Source organism: Amycolatopsis sp. NPDC049159, from assembly GCF_040648295.1.
Lineage (GTDB): Bacteria > Actinomycetota > Actinomycetes > Mycobacteriales > Pseudonocardiaceae > Amycolatopsis > Amycolatopsis pretoriensis_A.
Map to the genome: position 1 here is coordinate 89,033 of NZ_JBEZDL010000014.1, position 18,729 is coordinate 107,761.

Annotated in this window: 17 protein-coding genes and 1 tRNA gene; 8 read left to right on the forward strand and 10 right to left on the reverse strand. The window is 71.9% G+C overall.

Features of this window, described 5'->3' with window-relative positions; genetic code table 11:
- Window positions 1-262: 262 nt before the first annotated feature.
- The 3 genes from AB0B33_RS25550 to AB0B33_RS25560 form a co-directional block, all read right to left on the reverse strand.
- Window positions 263-2,908, reverse strand: a complete 2,646-nt coding sequence (locus tag AB0B33_RS25550; RefSeq protein WP_360776296.1) for a hypothetical protein — start codon at window positions 2,906-2,908, stop codon at window positions 263-265.
- Between the two features lie 16 nt (window positions 2,909-2,924).
- Window positions 2,925-4,601 (reverse strand): energy-dependent translational throttle protein EttA, encoded by a 1,677-nt coding sequence (gene ettA / locus AB0B33_RS25555; RefSeq protein ID WP_360776299.1) that lies wholly within the window; start codon window positions 4,599-4,601, stop codon window positions 2,925-2,927.
- Between the two features lie 118 nt (window positions 4,602-4,719).
- Window positions 4,720-6,747 carry a cytochrome c oxidase assembly protein gene (locus AB0B33_RS25560; RefSeq protein WP_360776302.1) on the reverse strand — a complete coding sequence of 676 codons (2,028 nt, stop codon included), beginning with the start codon at window positions 6,745-6,747 and terminating at the stop codon, window positions 4,720-4,722.
- A 57-nt stretch (window positions 6,748-6,804) separates the two neighbouring features.
- On the opposite strand from AB0B33_RS25560, the gene AB0B33_RS25565 reads away from it, so the two are divergent.
- Window positions 6,805-7,443, forward strand: coding sequence for a phosphoglycerate mutase family protein (locus AB0B33_RS25565; protein ID WP_247020396.1), 639 nt, complete (start codon window positions 6,805-6,807; stop codon window positions 7,441-7,443).
- Here AB0B33_RS25565 and AB0B33_RS25570 read toward each other — a convergent pair.
- Complete coding sequence (locus tag AB0B33_RS25570) at window positions 7,417-8,589, reverse strand: ATP-binding protein (RefSeq protein WP_360776305.1); 1,173 nt, start codon at window positions 8,587-8,589, stop codon at window positions 7,417-7,419. The genes AB0B33_RS25565 and AB0B33_RS25570 overlap by 27 nt on opposite strands.
- A gap of 416 nt (window positions 8,590-9,005) precedes the next feature.
- Between AB0B33_RS25570 and AB0B33_RS25575 the strand changes: the two genes are divergently transcribed.
- From AB0B33_RS25575 to AB0B33_RS25585, 3 genes are read left to right on the forward strand one after another with little or no spacing between them, the layout of a single operon-like run.
- Window positions 9,006-10,226, forward strand: a complete 1,221-nt coding sequence (locus tag AB0B33_RS25575) for an MFS transporter (RefSeq protein ID WP_360776308.1) — start codon at window positions 9,006-9,008, stop codon at window positions 10,224-10,226.
- A complete protein-coding gene (locus AB0B33_RS25580; RefSeq protein WP_158104371.1) occupies window positions 10,223-10,369 on the forward strand; it encodes a hypothetical protein in 147 nt (48 codons plus the stop codon). The genes AB0B33_RS25575 and AB0B33_RS25580 overlap by 4 nt, the downstream gene beginning before the upstream one ends.
- Window positions 10,369-11,730 carry a YcaO-like family protein gene (locus tag AB0B33_RS25585; RefSeq protein ID WP_360776312.1) on the forward strand — a complete coding sequence of 454 codons (1,362 nt, stop codon included), beginning with the start codon at window positions 10,369-10,371 and terminating at the stop codon, window positions 11,728-11,730. The genes AB0B33_RS25580 and AB0B33_RS25585 overlap by 1 nt, the downstream gene beginning before the upstream one ends.
- On the opposite strand, the gene AB0B33_RS25590 is transcribed toward AB0B33_RS25585, so the two are convergent.
- Window positions 11,702-12,904 (reverse strand): MFS transporter, encoded by a 1,203-nt coding sequence (locus tag AB0B33_RS25590; RefSeq protein ID WP_360776315.1) that lies wholly within the window; start codon window positions 12,902-12,904, stop codon window positions 11,702-11,704. The genes AB0B33_RS25585 and AB0B33_RS25590 overlap by 29 nt on opposite strands.
- A 217-nt stretch (window positions 12,905-13,121) precedes the next feature.
- Here AB0B33_RS25590 and AB0B33_RS25595 point away from each other — a divergent pair, with 217 nt between their 5' ends.
- Together AB0B33_RS25595 and AB0B33_RS25600 are read left to right on the forward strand one after the other, a co-directional pair.
- Window positions 13,122-13,505, forward strand: coding sequence for a peptidase inhibitor family I36 protein (locus AB0B33_RS25595; RefSeq protein ID WP_360776317.1), 384 nt, complete (start codon window positions 13,122-13,124; stop codon window positions 13,503-13,505).
- A gap of 368 nt (window positions 13,506-13,873) precedes the next feature.
- Window positions 13,874-13,947, forward strand: a tRNA-Arg gene (locus AB0B33_RS25600).
- A 154-nt stretch (window positions 13,948-14,101) separates the two neighbouring features.
- Here AB0B33_RS25600 and AB0B33_RS25605 read toward each other — a convergent pair.
- Both AB0B33_RS25605 and AB0B33_RS25610 read right to left on the reverse strand, forming a co-directional pair.
- On the reverse strand, window positions 14,102-14,305 hold the full coding sequence (locus AB0B33_RS25605; protein WP_360776320.1) for a DUF397 domain-containing protein: 204 nt from the start codon (window positions 14,303-14,305) through the stop codon (window positions 14,102-14,104).
- Window positions 14,302-15,150: a helix-turn-helix transcriptional regulator gene (locus AB0B33_RS25610; protein WP_360776323.1), complete on the reverse strand. Its 849-nt coding sequence runs from the start codon at window positions 15,148-15,150 to the stop codon at window positions 14,302-14,304. Before AB0B33_RS25610 ends, AB0B33_RS25605 begins: the two co-directional genes overlap by 4 nt.
- 152 nt (window positions 15,151-15,302) lie before the next feature.
- Here AB0B33_RS25610 and AB0B33_RS25615 point away from each other — a divergent pair, with 152 nt between their 5' ends.
- On the forward strand, window positions 15,303-15,530 hold the full coding sequence (locus tag AB0B33_RS25615) for a hypothetical protein (RefSeq protein WP_360776326.1): 228 nt from the start codon (window positions 15,303-15,305) through the stop codon (window positions 15,528-15,530).
- Between the two features lie 519 nt (window positions 15,531-16,049).
- Window positions 16,050-16,445 carry a hypothetical protein gene (locus tag AB0B33_RS25620; RefSeq protein ID WP_360776329.1) on the forward strand — a complete coding sequence of 132 codons (396 nt, stop codon included), beginning with the start codon at window positions 16,050-16,052 and terminating at the stop codon, window positions 16,443-16,445.
- A 113-nt stretch (window positions 16,446-16,558) separates the two neighbouring features.
- On the opposite strand, the gene AB0B33_RS25625 is transcribed toward AB0B33_RS25620, so the two are convergent.
- The 3 genes from AB0B33_RS25625 to AB0B33_RS25635 are packed head-to-tail and all read right to left on the reverse strand — an operon-like array spanning window position 16,559 to window position 18,729.
- Entirely contained in the window at window positions 16,559-16,900 is a 342-nt protein-coding gene (locus tag AB0B33_RS25625) for a hypothetical protein (RefSeq protein WP_360776331.1), read from the reverse strand.
- Between the two features lie 15 nt (window positions 16,901-16,915).
- Window positions 16,916-17,248 carry a hypothetical protein gene (locus AB0B33_RS25630; RefSeq protein ID WP_360776333.1) on the reverse strand — a complete coding sequence of 111 codons (333 nt, stop codon included), beginning with the start codon at window positions 17,246-17,248 and terminating at the stop codon, window positions 16,916-16,918.
- Entirely contained in the window at window positions 17,245-18,729 is a 1,485-nt protein-coding gene (locus tag AB0B33_RS25635) for a hypothetical protein (RefSeq protein ID WP_360776335.1), read from the reverse strand. Before AB0B33_RS25635 ends, AB0B33_RS25630 begins: the two co-directional genes overlap by 4 nt.

The following is an 18,729-nucleotide window of genomic DNA, read 5'->3' on the forward strand; positions in this document are numbered from 1 at the left end:
TGATCGGTTCAGCTTTCGTCTCCTGACACCGCTCGGCGAACGTTGTCGGCCGGTCGGCGACCCCATGGCGCCCGGGACCCGGGGGCGGCGGGGGCACGGGCAGGTCGGCGACGAAACGGGGTGTCTCACCGACAGGAGGCCGACCGGGCGAACGCTCCCGGCCCTGGAAACGACATGAAAGGGTCGTTCACTGCACCGCCGCGGTCGTGACGGGTCCGGGCTCCCGGCCGGCTGCTCCCGCGGCGGTGCGGTCCCGCGAGGGTCAGTCGCCCGAACCGTGGCGGCGGGAGTCGACGTCGGCGCCGTGGCCGTTGCGGGCGTGGCCGTTGCGGTGGCCCGTGTCCTGGGAGCCCAGCTGTTTCACCAGGGCGGCCGCGCTGGCCGTGCCTGCCTGGTGCTCCGCCAGTGCGCGAGCGAGGAGGTCGGCGAGGCCGGCGTCCGGTGGTGGCTCGTCCTCCGCGATCGCGCGGGCGTAGCTCTCCGGGAACGGTGCCGTGGCCGGCGTCCAGTGCCCGAAGTCCTCCATCGGCTCCAGCGTCGGCGGCATCCGCAGCCGCGGCAGCCAGGGCTCGGTCTCGTCGCGGTAGTCCGGCGCGGACGGCGGCTGGTCCTCCGGCCGCGGCGGCGGCGCGAGTTCCGGCTCGGGCCGTTCCTCGGCGCGGGGGGTCTCGGCGTCTTCCGCCCGTCGACGGCCCCCGGCACCCCCGGAGGAAGACGAAATACCGAGGCGATCCAGCACCGACCGCGCGGCGACGGACCCGTGCTCAGCGTCGTGCCGGGTCGAGGGCTGCGGCTCCTGCCGCGGCCGCGGCTCGGGTTCACGCTCGGCCGCGGGCTCGGGAGCGAGCGGCAAGGCGGGAGTGATGCGCGTGGGCGCCGACTCCCGTTCGGCCGCCGTTTCCTTCAGCCGGGCTTCGGCCAGCGCGGCCCACGAGAACTTCGTCTTCCCGCTCGCCGGTTCGGCCTCAGCAGGCTCCGGTTCCGGCGCACGGGCGGACCGGGTCTCCACCGGCTCGGACCGGAAGTCCGGCTGCCGTTCGGCCCGCACCTCGACGGACTCGGACCGGAAGTCCGGCTCGGACGGCGCCTCCACCGGCTCCGGATCCCGCCTGCGCTTCCCCCCGGACCGGACCTCGACCGGCTCGGCTTCACGGCCACGCTCGGCCTCGGCTCGCTGCCCCGGCTGCCGCTCACGAACGGGCTCGGACCGGTGGCCCGCCTCCCGCCCGCGCTCCAACGGCACGTCCACGGGCCCAGCGTCACGCCCAGACCGCACCTCGACGGGCCCGCCGTCGCGGCCGCGCTCCGACCGCACCTCGTCGAGCCTCGCGTCACGCCCGGACCGCACTTCGCCGGGCCCCGCCCCAACGGGCTCCGCGCCGCTCCGACGTTCAGACCGCACCTCGCCAGGCGCCGCCTGACTTCCTCGCTCCCCCGCCGAGTGCACCTCGATGGGCTCGAGCCGCGGCTCAGCCCGGAACTCCGGTTGCCGCCCGCGCTCCCCTTCGGCCCGCACGGGCTCCGCCTTCGGAACCACCCGCGGCTCAGGACGACCCACCGGCCGCCGCTCCACCGCGACCGGCTCCGCGCGCCGGGGCGCCGGCTCGTCACGGATCGCCGGCATCACCGTCGTCTCGGCCGCGTCAGCCGTCGCCCGCGGCCGCTCGAACGACCAGCCCGGCGCCGGCTCACGGCCGAACGACCAAGCGGGTGACGGAGGCGACGGCTCGGCAACCACCGGAACCGGCCGCGACGGCACCGCCTTCAACACCTCGTCCAGATCCACCGAAGCCGGCTCGCCGGTCCCGAACTCGCCGGCCAGCACATTGCACGCCTGCCGCCGGGCACGCGCGTGCAGCTGCTCCGCCGCCCGTGAGCGGTACAGGCAAGCGATGGCCTCCTCGGCCCGGCCGAACCGCTCCTCCAGCTGCGCCAGCTCCAGCCACAGCCGGGCCGTGACCGCCGGAAGCCCGTGCCGATCAGTGCTCGCCACGGCCTCGCGGACCAGCTCGATCGCCGCCTCGCCCGACCCCGCGGGCAGGTGGATGCGGGTAGCCACGGCCAGCCGCAGCCAGCCCATCGGGGCGACCCCGGCCGCTCGGACCGGCTCCGCCAGCACGGGCTCCGCGATCTCGTACGCCATTTCCGCGTCGCCGCGGTCGAGCAGGGTGCTCACCAGCAGCAACACCAGCCGGATGCGGACGAGGCCGCCGTCGTCGGCCGGGTTGTCGAGCTTCTCCAGGAAACCGAGCCCGGTGCGGGCCGCGTCGGCCGCCGCCGTCAGGTCGCCGTGGCGACGCCGGTGCGAAGCCGTGCCGACGCGCAGCAGCGCCCGGACCAGCAGCTGCGTGTCCGCGCCCAGCGACTCGTCGCCGAGGACGAGCTTGTCCGCCTCGACGAGCACCCGGTCCAGCTCCGCCTTGCGCCCCAGCAGACCCAGGCAGCCGGCCAGGTGGCACAACGCCGCGGCGCGGTGCACCGGCGAGACCACGGGGTCGGTCAGCACCGGCCGCAGCGCGGCGAGACCGGTCAGCGGCACGCCCAGGCTCCGGGCGCACACGGCGAGGTCGATGCGCAGCCGCGCGGCGATGTCGCCGTAACCGGCGTGCTCGGCCGCGCGCAGGGCCGCGACGGCCCGGCCGACCGTGGCCGGGCGCATCCCGAGCCGGACGCGCGAGGACACGACCAGGCTCTCGGCCCGGATCCACTGCTCGTCGGCGCCGGCGGCCTCCGACAACGCCGCCGCCCGTTCGCCGAGGACCAGTGCGAGCTCGGGCGCGCGCAGGTGCAGCGCGTCCGCGCGTTCGATCAGCCTGCCGACTGCGGAGAGGGTTCCCCCGGCATTGGCGGAGCGCCCGCTCTCCACGCGGGAGAGCGGGCCCGTCCGGTGCGCTTTGCTGGCTTCCACGGGGAAACCCGCCCCCTCAGTCGCGGGTCAGCTTGCGGTGGGTGACACGGTGCGGGCGGGCGGCCTCGGCGCCCATCCGCTCCACCTTGTTCTTCTCGTACCCTTCGAAGTTGCCCTCGAACCAGAACCACTTGGCCGGGTCTTCATCCGTACCTTCCCAGGCCAGGATGTGCGTTGCGACCCGGTCGAGGAACCACCGGTCGTGCGAAATCACGACGGCGCAGCCCGGGAACTGCTCCAGCGCGTTCTCCAGCGAGCCTAGGGTCTCGACGTCCAGGTCGTTCGTCGGCTCGTCGAGCAGGATCAGGTTCCCGCCCTGCTTGAGCGTCAGCGCCAGGTTGAGCCGGTTGCGCTCACCACCGGAGAGCACGCCCGCCGGCTTCTGCTGGTCCGGGCCCTTGAAGCCGAACGCGCTGACGTACGCGCGCGACGGCATTTCGGTCTGGCCGACGTGGATGTAGTCCAGCTCGTCGGAAACGACCTGCCACACGGTCTTCTTCGGGTCGATGCCGCCGCGGTTCTGGTCCACATAGGACAGCTTGACCGTCTCGCCGATCTTGACGACGCCGTTGTCCGGCTCTTCGAGCCCGACGATCGTCTTGAACAGCGTGGTCTTGCCGACGCCGTTCGGGCCGATCACGCCGACGATGCCGTTGCGCGGCAGGTCGAACGACAGGCCGTCGATGAGGACGCGCTCGTCGAAGCCCTTCTTGAGCTTCTCGACCTCGACCACGACGTTGCCCAGCCGCGGGCCCGGCGGGATCTGGATCTCTTCGAAGTCGAGCTTGCGGTGCTTGTCCGCCTCGGCCGCCATCTCCTCGTAGCGGTCGAGGCGCGAGCGGGACTTGGTCTGGCGCGCCTTGGCGTTCGACCGCACCCACTCGAGCTCGGTCTTCAGGCGCTTCGCGAGCTTCTGGTCCTTCTTGCCCTGGACCTCGAGGCGCTCGCGCTTCTTCTCCAGGTACGTCGAGTAGTTGCCCTCGTAGCCGACGACGCGGCCGCGGTCGATCTCCATGATCCACTGGGCCACGTTGTCCAGGAAGTACCGGTCGTGGGTGACGGCGAGGACGGCGCCGGCGTAGCGGGAGAGGAACTGCTCCAGCCACAGGACACTTTCGGCGTCCAGGTGGTTGGTGGGCTCGTCGAGCAGCAGCAGGTCCGGCGCCGACAGCAGCAGCTTGCACAGCGCGACGCGGCGGCGCTCACCACCGGAGAGGTGGGAGACGCCTTCGTCCGGCGGCGGGCAGCGCAGCGCGTCCATGGCCTGCTCGACCGTCGAGTCGAGCTCCCAGGCGTCGGCGTGGTCCAGCTCCTCCTGGAGCTGTCCCATCTCTTCCATCAGCTCTTCGGTGTACTCGGTCTCCATGAGCTTGAGGACCTCGTTGTACCGGTCGAGCTTGACCTTGATCTCGCCCAAGCCCTCTTCGACGTTCCCCCGGACCGTCTTCTCCTCGTTGAGCTCCGGCTCCTGCATGAGGATGCCGACGCTCGCGCCGGGCTGGAGGAACGCTTCGCCGTTGCTGGCCTGCTCGATCCCCGCCATGATCTTGAGAACGGTGGACTTACCGGCACCGTTCGGCCCGACCACGCCGATCTTGGCGCCGGGGTAGAACGCGGTGCTGACGTCGTCGAGGATGACCTTGTCCCCGACGGTCTTGCGCACCTTCTTCATGGTGTAGATGAACTCGGCCATACCCACGATCGTAGAGCGCGCCTGATCGCGTCTCGACGGCGGTCACCACCGGACTACCGATTGTCAGGCCTGGGTCACCGCGAGCGTGGTTTTCGGGCGCCCGGACGAGCCCTCAACCTCAACTGGAACCCGAGGGTCGCTTGCCCTCGGCGAGGTTCTTGAGCATCGCGTTGTAGGCGTTCAATTCTTCGTCGCCGGTGACCGCTTCGCGCCGGTCACGCCGCTTCGCCTCGCGCTCGTCCTGACGCGACCACTGCACCAGCAGCGCGATCAGCACCAGCAGCACCGGGATCTCGCCGGCCGCCCAGGCGATGCCGCCGCCGAGCCGCTGGTCGGCGAGCAGGTCGGTCACCCACGGCAGGTGCAGCTGGCCGTAGAACGCCTGCCCGATGACGGCCTGCTTGCTCATCAGGATCACGCCGAAGAACGCGTGGAACGGCATCGCGGCGAACATCATCCCGAGCCGGCCGAGGTACGGGATCCGCCGCGGCGCCGGGTCGACGCCGATCACCGGCCAGTAGAAGACGTACCCGGCGAGCAGGAAGTGCCCGTTCATGATCAGGTGCGCCCAGTGGTAGTTCAGCGCGTTGTCGAACAGGCCGGAGAAATAAAGCGCGTAGAACGACCCGACGAACAGCAGTAGCGCGACCACCGGGTGGGTCAGGAACCGCGACACCGGGGAGTGCACGAAGGCGACGAGCCACTCGCGCGGCCCCGGCGGGTTCTCCTTGCCGGCCGCGGGCAGCGCGCGCAGGGCGAGCGTCACCGGCCCGCCGAGCACGAACAGCACCGGCGCCACCATCGACAGCAGCATGTGGTTGCCCATGTGGACGCTGAACATCGCGGGCGCGTACCGGCCGATGCCGGACGACGTCGCGATCAGCAGCACCACGCAGCCGCTGATCCAGGCGACCGTGCGGCCGACCGGCCACGGGTCGCCCCGGCGCAGCAGCCGCCGGACCCCCGCCAGGTACAGCCCGCCCACGACGAGCGCGAGGACGCCGTAGACGAGGTCGAAGCGGGTGTCGAAGAGCAGCCGCCACAGCGTCGGCGGACCGTCGAGGTTGTAGCCGATCAGCAGTTCGGTGGTGGACGGCTGGGTGACCGCGTCCGCCGGTGGCGGCGTCCGCGCGAGCCCGGACGCGATCCCGATCGTGACGAACATGATCACGATCTCGACCGCGGCCAGCCGCAGCAGCTGCCCGCCGCCCTTGCCGTCCACGAGGTCGGCGACGCCCTTCTGGCGCTGCTGGTGGCCGAACACCCCGAGCAGCAGCAGCGCGACCGTCTTGGCCACGACCAGCAGGCCGTAGTCGGTGGTGAAGAGGTCGTTCAGGCTGATCCGGACCAGCGCGTTGACCACGCCGGAGAGCAGCATCACGATCCAGCACACCAGCGCCAGCCGCGAGAACCGCTGGGCGGCCAGGCTCAGGTGGTTCCCGCGCCGGTAACCCAGCGCCAGCACCGCGATCAGCCCGCCGACCCACAGCGCCGCGGCGACCAGGTGGAACAGCAGGCTGTTGGTGGCGACGTCGTGCGAGCCGCCGCTGGCGGAGTGGCCGGTGACCGCGACCGGGACCAGGCCGACGACGGCGAGCCCGAACAGCACCGCCGTCCAGCCCCAGGTGAGCGCGAGCCGGCAGCCGAGCGCGACGAGGACCGCGATCAGCGCCGTCCAGAGCCAGGCCTTCGGCTGCTCGATGGCGCCGACGAGGTCGAGCAGCGTCTGCGGGTCGAGGATGTCGCCGAACGGCTTCCCGGCGGTGTCGGCGGCGGTGAAGGCGACCGACAGCAGGGCGGCGGCGAACCACACCCAGGCGGCGATCCCGGCGGCGCGCAGCGCGCCGTAGCCCTCGGGGCCGAGCGTGCCCGACTTCTGCGGCGGCACCAGGAACGCCGCCAGCAGCAGCGACCCGACGCAGATCACCGACGCGGCTTCGGACAGCACGCGCACCACGGTGACGCCGTACTGCGTGACCAGGCCCGGATCGGGGAGGCCGGCGATGACGTAGCCCGCCCCGCCGGTGAGGGCGATCAGCCCGACCGCGACGACGGCGGCCAGCAGCACGCCGACCGAGAGCAGGGGCAGCACGCTGGCCCGCCGCTGCGTGGGGACGTCGGATTTCGTGACGGACTGCTCGGACACGCCCCTGAGGGTATGCCCAGCCCCGGTCAGGCCCGTGTGACGGGCAGGATGGGAGCCGTGAAGATGATCCTGCTGCGGCACGCCGAGTCGCTCGGCAACGTCGACGAGCTCGCCTACACGCGGATCCCCGACCACGCGCTGCCGCTGACGGAGAAGGGCGAGCGGGAAGCGCTCGCGGCCGGCCCGGAGATCGCCCGGCTGCTCGACGGCGAGCGGCCCGCCGTCTACGTCAGCCCGTACCTGCGCACCCGGGAAACGTTGCGGCTGCTGGACATCGAGGCGTCGTGCGACCGGCTGCTGCAGGAGCCGCGGCTGCGCGAGCAGGACTGGGGCAACCTGCAGGACCCGGCCGACCAGGAGGTCCAGAAGGCGCGGCGCAACGAGTTCGGGCACTTCTTCTACCGGCTCCCGTTCGGCGAGTCGGGCGCGGACGTCGACGACCGCGTCGCGGCGTTCCTCTCGGACCTGCGCCTGCGCGACGAACGTCACCCGGAGACGGTCCTGATCGTCTCCCACGGGCTCACGCTGCGGTTGCTGTGCCGCCGCCTCTTCGGCTGGAGCATCGAGCTGTTCGAGTCGCTGTCCAACCCGGGGACCTGCGAGTACCGCGTCCTCGAAGAGCAGGACGGCAAGTGGACGCTGGACCGCCCGTTCGCCCAGTGGCGGGACTCACCCGACGGGGAAACGCAGCTCTAGCTGTGCGGTCAGCACGACGCGGGTGCCCTGCCCGGGCGCCGAATCAATGCGTGCGGCGCCCCCGATCTCGGCCAGCCGCGCGTGGATGGAGTTGTCGATGCCGAACCCGGCGCGGCGGGCGCCGGGGTCGAAGCCGGTCCCGTGGTCGCGCACGGACACCGTGACGACGCCCTCGCGCTCTTCGAGGCAGACGACGGCTCTCGTGGTCTTCGCGTGCTTCAAAGTGTTTCGCAGCGCTTCGCGGGCCGCGTCGTGCAATGCGTTGACGACGGCTTCGGGCACGTCCGAAGGCTTCGCGAGCACCACGAGGTCCACGCGCAGGCCGTCCGCCGTCATCTCGACCGCCAACGCGCCGAGGCGGTGTTCGAGCCCGCCCGGCTCGGCGGGCGCGTCGCCGTCGAGGCTCAGCCGCAGGCGCAGCGCGTGCGCCCGGGCGGTGCGCCGGACCTGGTCGAGCCTGCCGACGGGGTCGAGCGCGTCGTCGGGGGCGGGCAGGGCGAGGGACTCCATCACCTGCAGCACGGTGTCGTGGACGTCCCGGCGGTGCCGCTCGCGTTCGGCGGCTCGGCCGCGCTGTTCGCCCAGCCGGTGCGCGAACCGCATCGAGCCGGCGACCAGCAGCACGATCGCCAGCGCCGTCGCCGCGGCCGCGAGCAGGGCCGGCAGGATCCACGTCGCCGGCGCGGACGTGCCCGAGACCGCGGCCGTGCCGTAGCGCAGGAGAACGGCTCCGGCGATGGCCGCCGCACCGGCGGGCGCGCCGCGCAGCAGGGTCCAGACCATGACCGTGCCCATGATGTTCGGCCAGGTCAGCCCCAGCAGACCGGGGGCGAACGCCGCCGCGGCCAGGCTGGTGACGAGCGTGTACGCGGTGTCGGCGACCAGCACCGGGCGGATGCCGGTGGCGCGGCGGAAGACCCAGGCGACCTCGAGGAGGTTCGGCACCAGGAAGAACGCCACGGCGAGCCAGAGCACCGGCGCCGTGCGCCCGCCCGCGGCCCACAGCGCTTGGAGGAACAGCACCAGCCGGAACACGACCGGCACCAGCACGAGCCTCGGTACGGCGCCCTGCACCAGCGAAAGCGCACCCCACCGACCGCTCCCGCCGGCGAGCGCCCCCGCTCCGCCGAGCAGCACAACCCTCACGACGTCCTCCCCGGATCAAGGCCCCTACCCTGATCAGCCGACCTGAAATGGAAGCGTCGCCGCATTCATCTCAGTTTACCGACAGGGTCAGCTTGCCCCCACCGGTTCGGCACTGTCAACGGGTTCAGCCCAGACGGCGGGCAATCGAGGAGACGAGCGATCTCCATGCCGGGAGCCATGATTTACCCATGAGTCCGGGGGTGCGCCTCCCAGCTGAGACCCAGCGGAAGGCACCCGGCTCGATGGGAGAACCGCACAACTGGCTCTCCTGCGAGGAGCCCCGGGAACGCCCGCGTCGCTGTGATCCAGACGGCCACGGCACCCGGCTCGGGACGAGAAACCAGTGGAACGGGGAAGGGGGCCGACGGGTGACGCACACGATGACGTCCCGTCGGAGCCCCCGGACCCTCCCGCCGGTGTTCTGGTGGATCTGGATCAGCCTCCTGGTCAACTGGGCCGGCGCCTTCACCCGGCCCGTGCTCGCGCTGTCGCTGACGGCCGGGCACGGGTACCCGGTGTCCTACGCCGGGTTCGTCATCGCCCTGATCGGGCTGGGTGGCGTGCTCGGCACCGTGGCCGGCGGCGTCCTCGCCGACCGGCTGGGCCGGCGGCCCACCCTCGTGCTGGCGCACGTCGTCACCGCGGTGGCGATGGTCGCGCTCGGCACGGCGAGCGGGCGCTGGCAGCTCGAAGCGGCGGCCTTCGCCGTCGGCGTCGGTTCCGTGGCGGCCCGGCCGGCGATGAACGCCGCGCTCGCCGACGTCGTGCCGCCCGCCGACCGGCCGCGTGCCTTCTCGCTCAACTACTGGGCGGTCAACGTCGGCGTCGCCGTGTCCGCCGCGCTCACCGGCGTCATGGTGGGCTTCGGCTACCCCGTCGTGTTCATCGCCGACGCCGCCGCGACCGCGTTGTGCGCGCTCGTCGTGCTGCTGAAGGTGCCCGAAACCCGGCCGCCGTTCACCCCACGGGCCCGCGTCGCCCGGCCGCCCTTGCGGTTCGACCTGCGGTTCGCCGTCTTCCTGCTCGCCACCCTCGCGATCGGCTCGGTCTACGAACAGAGCGCGACGACACTGCCGGTCGTCATGGTCGGCGCCGGGCTCACCGCGGGCGCGTTCGGCCTCGTGCAGGCCTTGAACGGGCTGCTCATCGCGTTCCTGCAGCTCCCGCTGACCCGGTGGGCGCGCCGGCACCGGCGACGACCGCTGCTGATGGCGAGCGCGCTGCTGATCGGCTGGGGCTTCGGGCTCAACCTCTTCGCCGAGGGGCTGCTCGGCTACGCCGTTATCGCCCTGGTCTGGACGGTCGGGGAAATGCTGCAGATGCCCGTCGGCAGCTCCGTGGCGGCCGACCGGGCACCCAGCACGCAGCGCGGCCGGTACGCGGCCCTCTACACCGGCGCGTGGTCGGCCGCGGCCCTGCTCGGGCCGGCCGGCGGCGGCTGGCTGCTGGACCGCGGTGGCCCCGCGGCCGTGTGGCTGGCCTGCGCCGCGCTCGGCGCGCTGGCCGCCGCGGGGTTCGCGGTCGGTACCAAGCTTCCGCGCGAGGTGGCCGCCTCGGACGCGCGGAACGGGGAGCACTCCCCGGATCCCGCCACCGGAACCGGTGGTGGGCCGTCGATGGAAAGGGTAGCGCCATGAAGCAGGAGCAGTTCTCCGTCGAGACCGCCCCGGAAGCCCTGGTCGTCAACACCTGCGTCGCGGCGAGCCTCGTCGTGAACACGTGCGTGGCGGCGAGCCTCACGGTCAACACGTGCGTCGCGGCGTACCTCCCGGAGCGCTGATGACCGCTCTGCACGAAGGGCTGCCCGGCCGGAGCGGTGAACGCCGTTCCGCGCCGGGCTCCGGCCCGATCGTCACCCGGTTGCGGTCCTTCGCCGGCCTGGAAGGCACTCCGGCGGCCCTGCACCTGGCGGTGGCCGACATCCGCGACGTCCGGGCCGAACTGCCGTGGCAGGGCGACCTGCAGGGCTTCGGCACGTCGTGGGACGACCCGGCGCACGCCCGCGTGTCCGCCCGGGGCGAGGCGGTGGAGCGGTACTGCGCGACCCGGCCGCCCCGCGACGTCGTCCACGGCAGCCACGACGACCTGGTCGCGCGCGGGCTGACCGCGCTGTCCCCCGGCCGGCTCGCGCTGTATTCGCCGCGCCAGTACGCCACCCCCGGGTTCCCGTTCACGCCGTTCCTCCCCTCTTCGCCCGTGCACTGGGTCCGCGCCACGTCGCTCGGCGGCGGCGACGTCCACGTGCCCGCCTTCCTGGTCCACACCGGCTGGCCCCACGTCCCGAAGGCGACCGAGGAGCCCCTCCACACGTTCCCGGCGATCGGCGGCACGGCGGCGGGCGAGACCCTCGAAGCCGCGATCCGGTCCGGCTTGCAGGAAATCGTCGAACACGACGCCTCGGCGGTCTGGTGGCTCAACGGCGCGCCCCAGCCCACCCTGGCCCCGACCCCGCGCCTGGCCTCACTGGCCGGTGCCGACGAGGTCCGGTTCTGGTCGATCGCGAACGCGTTCGGCGTGCCGGTGCTCGCCGCGGCGGTCCGGTCGCCCGAGGGCTGGCTGACGGTCGGCACGGCGACGCGGCCCGACCCCGAGCAGGCGGCCCTGAAGGCGCTGGCGGAGGCGTACACGCTGCAGATCACGTGCCGCACGCTCGACGACCGCGACGCGCTCTCGGCGATCATCGCGGGCTACGGCGGCCGCCCGGGCCCGTTGCGCCCGTGGCGGGCGGAGCGGGACTACGCCGACCACTACGGCCCGGCGGACCTCGTGGAGCTGCTGTGCCACCAGCAGTTCCACCTCGACCCGCGAGCCGGCGCGGCGGCACTGGCCTGGGCGACGGGCGGGCCGCCCCTCGACTGGGCGGCGATCCCACGGCCGGCGGACGACTCGCTCGACGCCCTGCTGGCGTGCGTCGCGGCGGCGGGGCACGAGGTCCTGTACGTCGACCTGACAACGCCGGAAGCGGCGGCGGACGGCGTGCGGGTGGTTCGGGTCCTGGTGCCGGGCACGGTGGGAACGGCGCCGGCCGCCTACCCGCCGCTGGGCCTGCGGCGCGTCCAGGACCTGGGGGTGCGGCTGGGGTGGCACCCGGAGCCGCTGGACGAGGAGCAGCTCAACCGGGATCCGATGCCCCACGGGTGACCTCCGGCGCGGGCTGCCCGGTTTCCTCCCGGCGCCGCGACCGCCGGGCCGCCACCGCCGCGGGCAGGATCAGCGCCGCGACCAGCGCGACGAACCCGAACGCGGCCCCGAACCCGACCGCCTGCGCGATCCCCCCGATGATCGGCGGCCCGGCGAGGAACCCGGTGTAGGCGACGGCCGACACGAACCCGATCTCGCGCTCCCCACCGGCCCCGTCACCGCGTTTCCCCGCGTCACCGGCGAGGCTCAGCGCGAGGGGGAACGAAGCCGCGAGCCCCGCACCGGCCAGCGCGAAGCCGGCGTAGGCGACGGCAGCGGCCGGCACCGTGGCCGTCGCGAGGAAGCCGGCCGTCGCCAGCGCCGCGCCCGCGACCAGGCAGCGGGTCGGCCCGAACCGCCGTTGCGCCCACGGTCCCGCCAGCCGCGCCAGCGCCATGACCAGCTGGAAACCGGCGAACGCCAGCGCCGCCGCCCCCTGGCCCACGCCGCGTTCGGCGGTCATCAGCAGCGCCGACCAGTCCGCCGCCGCACCCTCGGCGACCGCCGAGCACAGCGCCACCGCGGCGAGCAGCCACAGCACCGGACGGCGGATCGGCGCCCGGCGGCCGGTGACCGCGGCGGCGTGCTCCGGACGGCTGCCCGGGACCGCGCGGACCACCACCAGCAGCACCACGACCGCGACGACGGCCGCGGTGGTCAGGTGGCGCGCCGGTGACCAGCCGTGTCCCGCGGCGAGCCCCGCGGCCAGCGAACCGGCGAGCGCGCCCACGCTGAACCCCGCGTGGAAGACCGGCATGACCGGCCGCCGGGCCCGGCGTTCGACGGCCACCGCGGCGACGTTCATCGCGACGTCGAGCATCCCGACGCTCGCCCCGACCACGAACAGCGCGCCGGCCAGGAGCGGGACGCCCGGCGCGTAGCCGATCAGCACCAGGGCGACGGCTGCCAGGACCGTGGTCCCGGCCACGACCGCCCTGGCCCCGAGGCGTTCGACGACCCTTCCGGCCACCGAGGCGGCCGAGAGCAGGCCGACGCTGGCGCCGAGCAGCGCGAGCCCGAACACGCCGGGCGAGGCGTGCACCTGGGCGGCCAGCGCGGGTGTGCGCGTCGCCCACGAGCCGATCGCCAGGCCGTTGAGGGCGAACACGGTGAACACCGCGACCCGATCCCGCATGGCTCCCCCTTCCGCGGCCTCAGCTTGACACGGCGCGCGTAACACCGGAACGGCCCGTTCGCAAGCCCCGTTCGCGGCCTTGTGGACAACCGCGGCCGGTTCCCCGAGTTGTCCACAGAATGGAAATCGCGGGCTGACAACCCTTCCCCGGCGCGCCAATCTGGAATCACACGTTCACCGCGGCCACCGGGCCGCGAACTCCAGAGGGGAATCCACCATGTCTTCGAGCCGTCTCCGTTCCCGGCTGCCGCAGTTGCTGGTCCTGGCCGTGCTGGGGTTGCTGACCAGCGCAGGAGTGGCCCAGGCCGCTTCGCCGCCGCCGGATCCCGCCTGTCAGAAGGGCGAATTCTGCCTCTGGTCGGCGGACGCCTACGGCGGCGAGTCCCAGCGGTTCGACCTGCGCACCGCGAATCCCGGGGAATGCATTCCGCTGCCCGAAGGATTCGCGGGATCCTCGTTCGCGAATCTGATGAGCCGTGACGTCACGGTGTACCAGGACGAGGAATGCTCGACCGAGGGCGATTTCATCACCTACCCGGGTGGCGGCACGTTCGTGCCGAACGCGCCGTTCCTCGTCCGCGCGGTCCAGATCTGGGAATGACCCCCGACCCGGGCCCGTGCCCGCCGCCGCTCCCAGGGTGGGGAGCCGGCTCGCGGCGGCGGCCGGGCCCGACCGGGGCCGCTCCCCCGACAGCGGCCCCACCCCGTGGGCGCGCCTCTGCGGCGTGGCGCGCCCACGGGCCCCCGGCGGCAGCTCACCGGCGGACAGCGCCTTCCGATCACCGCCGGACCGCGCACCTCCCCCGACCGGGTCGGATCGCGGGCCGTGACGGTGTCGCCACCGGACTCCCGAATTACGTCGAACGAGACCTGAAACGATTCGCCGGTGTCGAACGATCGAGAGGATGGCGACGACTAAGCTGCCGGTGCCGGGCGACCGGTACCGATCGGCTGCAGCCGTCGGCGCGGGCCCTCGTAGCTCAGCTGGATAGAGCAAGAGCCTTCTAATCTCTAGGTCGCAGGTTCGAGTCCTGCCGGGGGCGCCTACGGCCTGGTCAGACACCGTGTCTGACCAGGCCGCACGAACGAAATAGGCCAGATGGCCCACTTACGCACCACATTCGTAGCCGAACGTACCCGTCCAGATACGACGGTGCCCGGCACAGTCCGAGTGTGCCGGGCACCGTCCACAACAGATCAGCCTCGCTGTCGAACCACCTCAACGAAGGCCGCGAAGCTTCGCCGAGCGAACCTCAGCTCACCACCCTCGGGATCCTTGCTGTCGCGCACCCCGACAGTCGGAACCTCCGGCCTGTCCATGTCGACCTCAACGCAGTCCTGCCCCTCCTTGCTGTAGCTCGATGTTCGCCACCGTCCCTCGTCGCCCTCGGGTACGGTCATGTTGTCGTCTCCTTGCTGTTGATGACGCTGGCGATCAGCTCCGCTGACTCTTCGGAGCTGATCGCCACTTCCTCCGCCCTCCTCGCGTCGCTCTGGTACAGGTCGACGTCTGCAGGAGCTTCGAGGTAGAGGGCGGAAACCTTGTTCTCCAGCTGGACCACCGGACCGCGTTCGACCTCATCCGGGAACGTCGCCACGCTGAACGGACCCTCCCAACCGGGGTTCCACTTCACGCACATCGGGATGATCCGGACGTGGACGTTGGGCCGCTCACCCATCACCAGCAGGTGCTTCAGCTGATCGGACATCGACTCTCCGTCGATCAACGCAGCATGCAACACCGGCTCCCAAATGAAGGCGCGATAGATCAGCGGGTACCGACGTGTGAGCGCCGTCTGCTGCCCAAGCCGGACGGCAACCCTCGTGTCGATCAAGCTTGAGGCAAGTCCGGTTTCGACGAAGACCGCGCGGGCGTAAGGCTCCGTCTGCAGCATGCCGGGGAGCAACGCCGGCGCAACGTGCACCAGCTCCTTCGCTGTGCGGGCAATCTCCAGCATCGCCGCGTACTTGCCCTGATCCTCCAACATCGGCTTGCTGCTGGATCCGCGAGCCATCTCGACCAACTCCTCACGTTTCGCCGCTGGCGCACCGATGGCGACCATGTACGCAGCGACATCTTCCGGCCGCGGCTTGCGCTCACCGGTCTCCCACCTCGAGACGGTCGGATGCTGCACGCCGAGCAGGTCGCTCATCGAGCGAACCGTGCTGTCCGGGAGGTATTTCTTACGTGCGTCGCGCATCTCCGCGCCCAGCGTGACCGCGAGCGTGCCCTTGGTACCAGCCATGGTCCAAAGAATACGCACCCGATCGAAGGGTTCACCGAACGCATTCGGGTCACCCGAAGGTTGCATTGACGCGCACTGGTACCAAGGCCCACTCTTGGTACCAGAGACCGGTACCATCGGTACCAAGTCGACACAATCGGTCGGGGGCGACCATGACAGACGACGGCTGGCGCAAAGTCCGCGCCATCCCCAGCACCAAACCCGACGGCACACCCGTCAACATCATCGTCGGGATGGTCTCCCGCAACGGCCACCTCGAACCCGCAATCCGCATCGACGACGGCCCCATCGCACTCCTCCCCCTCGAAGACGTCGGGGCCGACGTCATCGCCGCCATCCGCAAAACCCTGCTGGACTGGTACGAGCGGGAAGGCCGATGACAACCCTCGTCACCAAAGCCACCCCAGCTCCAGGAATCGCCAAACTCCGAGTCGCCGAAGACGTCTGGACAAACTGGACAGAGCCCGTCCGACTCATCCGGACCTGCCAGTCCTGCGGAACTGTCTACCGGTCAGCTGGCGCCGCTTGGGTGTGCGAGCACTACCACGAGGGCCTGTGATGGCCACCTCCGGCAAGGGCGCTGAAGGGCTCTTCACCGCTGCCCGCGCGATGGCGAATGCGGCAACCCACGACAACCCGGCCGACGCGACGGATCCCGATGACGACGCGCCGGCCGGGTCACCAAACTCCGCCCACCGTGGAAGCGACTCGAGCGGATCTCGGGAAGCTGTCCCCCCGTCCGCGGCGGGCGGACCAGACCGCGCTCAGTCCGAGACGGCGCGGAGGCGGCCCCCGGGGAAACCCGGGGGCCGTTCTTTCGGTCACAGTCGGGTCACGTGGGCAACGCAAGTCTTGATCCAGACGACACCATGCGAGACCACCACCCCGGGGAGACCACGATGACCACCACCGACAAGCCGGCGCCGAAACTCAGCCGCCGATGGCTCATCACGCTCATCGTCGCCGGCGCCCTCGCCCTGGCCGGCGCCATCGTCGTGGTCGTCAACGTCACCGCCAGCCCCCAGCTGAAGCAGTTCAAGGTCAGCGTCTACGGCAACACATCGGCGACGTGGACTACCGATGCCAGTTCTAAGCAGGGCATTTTCAACCTCACGTCCGGTTTCGACACCCAGACCGTGTCGGCGTACGAGTTCGTATTCGTTCACGTCATGTCCACAAGCACCCTGGATGCGACGTGCCGGATCGAGGGGCCCGATGGCCAGGTGTACTCCAGTGAGGCCAAGGCCGGAACCACGGTGACTGGGGCGACCGAGACGCTCTGCAGCACGAAGTAGCTGAAGACGCGAAGAAGCCCCCGCGCTCGACCACCCCGGGGGAATGGGGTGGGAGCGCGGGGGCTTCTCGTTTCGGGCCGCCGACCACGGCACGACCCGAAGCTCGGTGGAACTTACGGGGCGTCGTCCGCCTGGAACGGCGCGCCGGTCTGCGAGGCGTAGAAGTAGTTCAGCCCGCCGTCTCGCGAGAACGCGTCAGGGTCCCGCTTGGACTGCCACAGCGGGTTCCCGCCGATCGTTGGCGACCGGTCAACCCACTGCGCGGACTCATTCGTCAGCGGCGACAGCGGCTTGAACCCGAGCAGGAGCAGCACCTTCTGCAGAATCCCGTCACGCTCGACCGGGTCGGTGTAGTCCGCGAACGTGCCGACGATGTTGACGATGTTGTCGTAGTCGGTGCCGGTGATCCCCTGGTAGGTGAGTTCGTAGATGGCGTGGTCTCCGAGCGCGGTCAAGGGTCCCTCCCGGGGTCAGAGCATGCGGAGTTTCCCGAACGGCGCGCGGGGCCGCTCGGGGTTGTCGAGGATGTCGATCCAGGCGTCGTAGTCGCCGTGCGGGACGTCGAGTGCGCCCGGGCCGGCGAGGACGCCGAACACGCCGGGGCGGGTCCGGCCGTTGTCGGGGGACGGGGTCTCACGCAGGAACGTCGCCGGGTGCCAGTCGACCTCGAGCGGCTCGGCGCCGACCGCGGTGAAGGCGAGCTGGATGGTGAGGGTGGCCGGGTCGATCGGCTGTCCGCCCGGCGTGCTGCCTGCGGCCTCGGCCTCGATGTATTCGAGGCTCTGGGCGTACCGCTCGATCATGAGGCCTCCTGGACGTGCCAGCGCGACGGGAGGAGCCGCGCGGAGAAGCGGGACGGCAGTAGCACCGCGGTCACCGTGATGTCGCGCTGCTCACCGAACACGACACCCGTCGCGGCGAGCTGCATCACGGCCTCGCCGGCCGCGGTCCGGATGGCGGCCGATGGGCCGGACGCGTCGAGTAGGAGCGTGGCGGTGCCGCTGTCGAGGATGGGCAGGACGGGCTGGCCGGTGCCGGACGCGTCGAGCGTCAGCACCGCCGCGCCGGCGGCTGCGCGGATCGCCGAGTGCGCGCCGGTAGCGTCGAGGATGAGCACTGCGGTGCCGGCTTGCTGGTCGCTGCCGGAGTCGACGGTGCCGGTCGCCTGCAGCGCGAGGTCCGCTGTCCCGACCGCAGTGGCGAGGTGGAGAGCGGCCCCGGCGGCGGCGAGGGTGAGCGCCGCGGTGCCCGCGTCTGCGGCCTGGCGCGCCGCGGCGCCGGAAGTGCCGAGTTGCAGCGCCGAGGTCCCTGTGTCGGCGGTCGTTCGGGTCGCCGTGCCGCTGGCACCGAGCTGCAGCGTGCTGGCGCCGGCGTCGGCGGTGAGGTGCGTAGCGGTGCCGGACGCGGACAGCAGTGCGTCGGCCGTGCCCGCCGCGGCGCGCAGCGCCTGAGTTGTGCCTGCTGCTCCGAGCGCCATGGCTGCGGTGCCGCTGCCGGCCCGCACCGTGGTGCTTGTGCCGGTCGCGGCGAGCGCCGCGTCGGCTGTCCCGGTGGCGGCCGCGGTGCGGCCCTGGGTGCCGCTGGCGCCGAGGGTGAGGGTTGCGGTGCCGGCGTCGATGAAGGACGTGCCGATCGGTGGGTCGGCTTCGGTGGTGCCGGAGACCGAGCCGGCGGTGAGCGTTCGGGAGTTGCCGGATGCGTCGGACAGGTCGGTGCCGGTGGCGAGCGGGTGATCGGAGTAGGTGCCGGTCTTGACGGCGGTGAAGCTGTCGCGTTCGGCGGCGAGTTCGGTGGAGGTGAGCTGGACGCCGGACCACTGACGGACGCAGCGGGCGCGGCCGCTGAAGTACTCGGTGCTGTCCGAACTGGAGCGGCCGCCGATGGTGTAGCCGTCGGGTGCGCTGCCGCCTGACGACGTCCCGGACGCGGAGTGCATCGTGCCGCCCGGCGTGCAGGTATAGATCGTCGCGGTGGTGCCGGACTGGACGATGGCGATGAACAGCCAGGCGCCGACGGTGAAGACGTCGACGCCGGCGACGCCGCCGGTGTTGCCGGGGGTGAAGATCGCGGGGCTGGTGCCGTCGGTCTTGGTGGCGAGGGTGAGGCGGGTGGTGCTGCCGGACGACGCGTGCGCCCGGAACATGGTGGAGAAGTCGTTCCGGTCGACGGACAGGTAGAACCAGCCGCACATCGTCCAGCCGCCGGCGCCCTGGGGGTCGGGGGCGCCGCCGGTGCGGGTGACGCGGGAGTTGGCGGTGCTGTCGGCGCCGAACCGGAACGACAT

Coding starts and splice junctions, on each gene's coding strand:
- ettA (WP_360776299.1), bottom strand. CDS start 4,601: ATGGCCGAGTTCATCTACACCATGAAGAAGGTGCGCAAGACCGTCGGG.
- AB0B33_RS25580 (WP_158104371.1), top strand. CDS start 10,223: ATGAAGCAGGAGCAGTTCTCCGTCGAGACCGCCCCGGAAGCCCTGGTC.
- AB0B33_RS25585 (WP_360776312.1), top strand. CDS start 10,369: ATGACCGCTCTGCACGAAGGGCTGCCCGGCCGGAGCGGTGAACGCCGT.
- AB0B33_RS25590 (WP_360776315.1), bottom strand. CDS start 12,904: ATGCGGGATCGGGTCGCGGTGTTCACCGTGTTCGCCCTCAACGGCCTG.
- AB0B33_RS25595 (WP_360776317.1), top strand. CDS start 13,122: ATGTCTTCGAGCCGTCTCCGTTCCCGGCTGCCGCAGTTGCTGGTCCTG.
- AB0B33_RS25605 (WP_360776320.1), bottom strand. CDS start 14,305: ATGACCGTACCCGAGGGCGACGAGGGACGGTGGCGAACATCGAGCTAC.
- AB0B33_RS25610 (WP_360776323.1), bottom strand. CDS start 15,150: ATGGCTGGTACCAAGGGCACGCTCGCGGTCACGCTGGGCGCGGAGATG.
- AB0B33_RS25615 (WP_360776326.1), top strand. CDS start 15,303: ATGACAGACGACGGCTGGCGCAAAGTCCGCGCCATCCCCAGCACCAAA.
- AB0B33_RS25620 (WP_360776329.1), top strand. CDS start 16,050: ATGACCACCACCGACAAGCCGGCGCCGAAACTCAGCCGCCGATGGCTC.
- AB0B33_RS25630 (WP_360776333.1), bottom strand. CDS start 17,248: ATGATCGAGCGGTACGCCCAGAGCCTCGAATACATCGAGGCCGAGGCC.
- AB0B33_RS25635 (WP_360776335.1), bottom strand. CDS start 18,729: ATGTCGTTCCGGTTCGGCGCCGACAGCACCGCCAACTCCCGCGTCACC.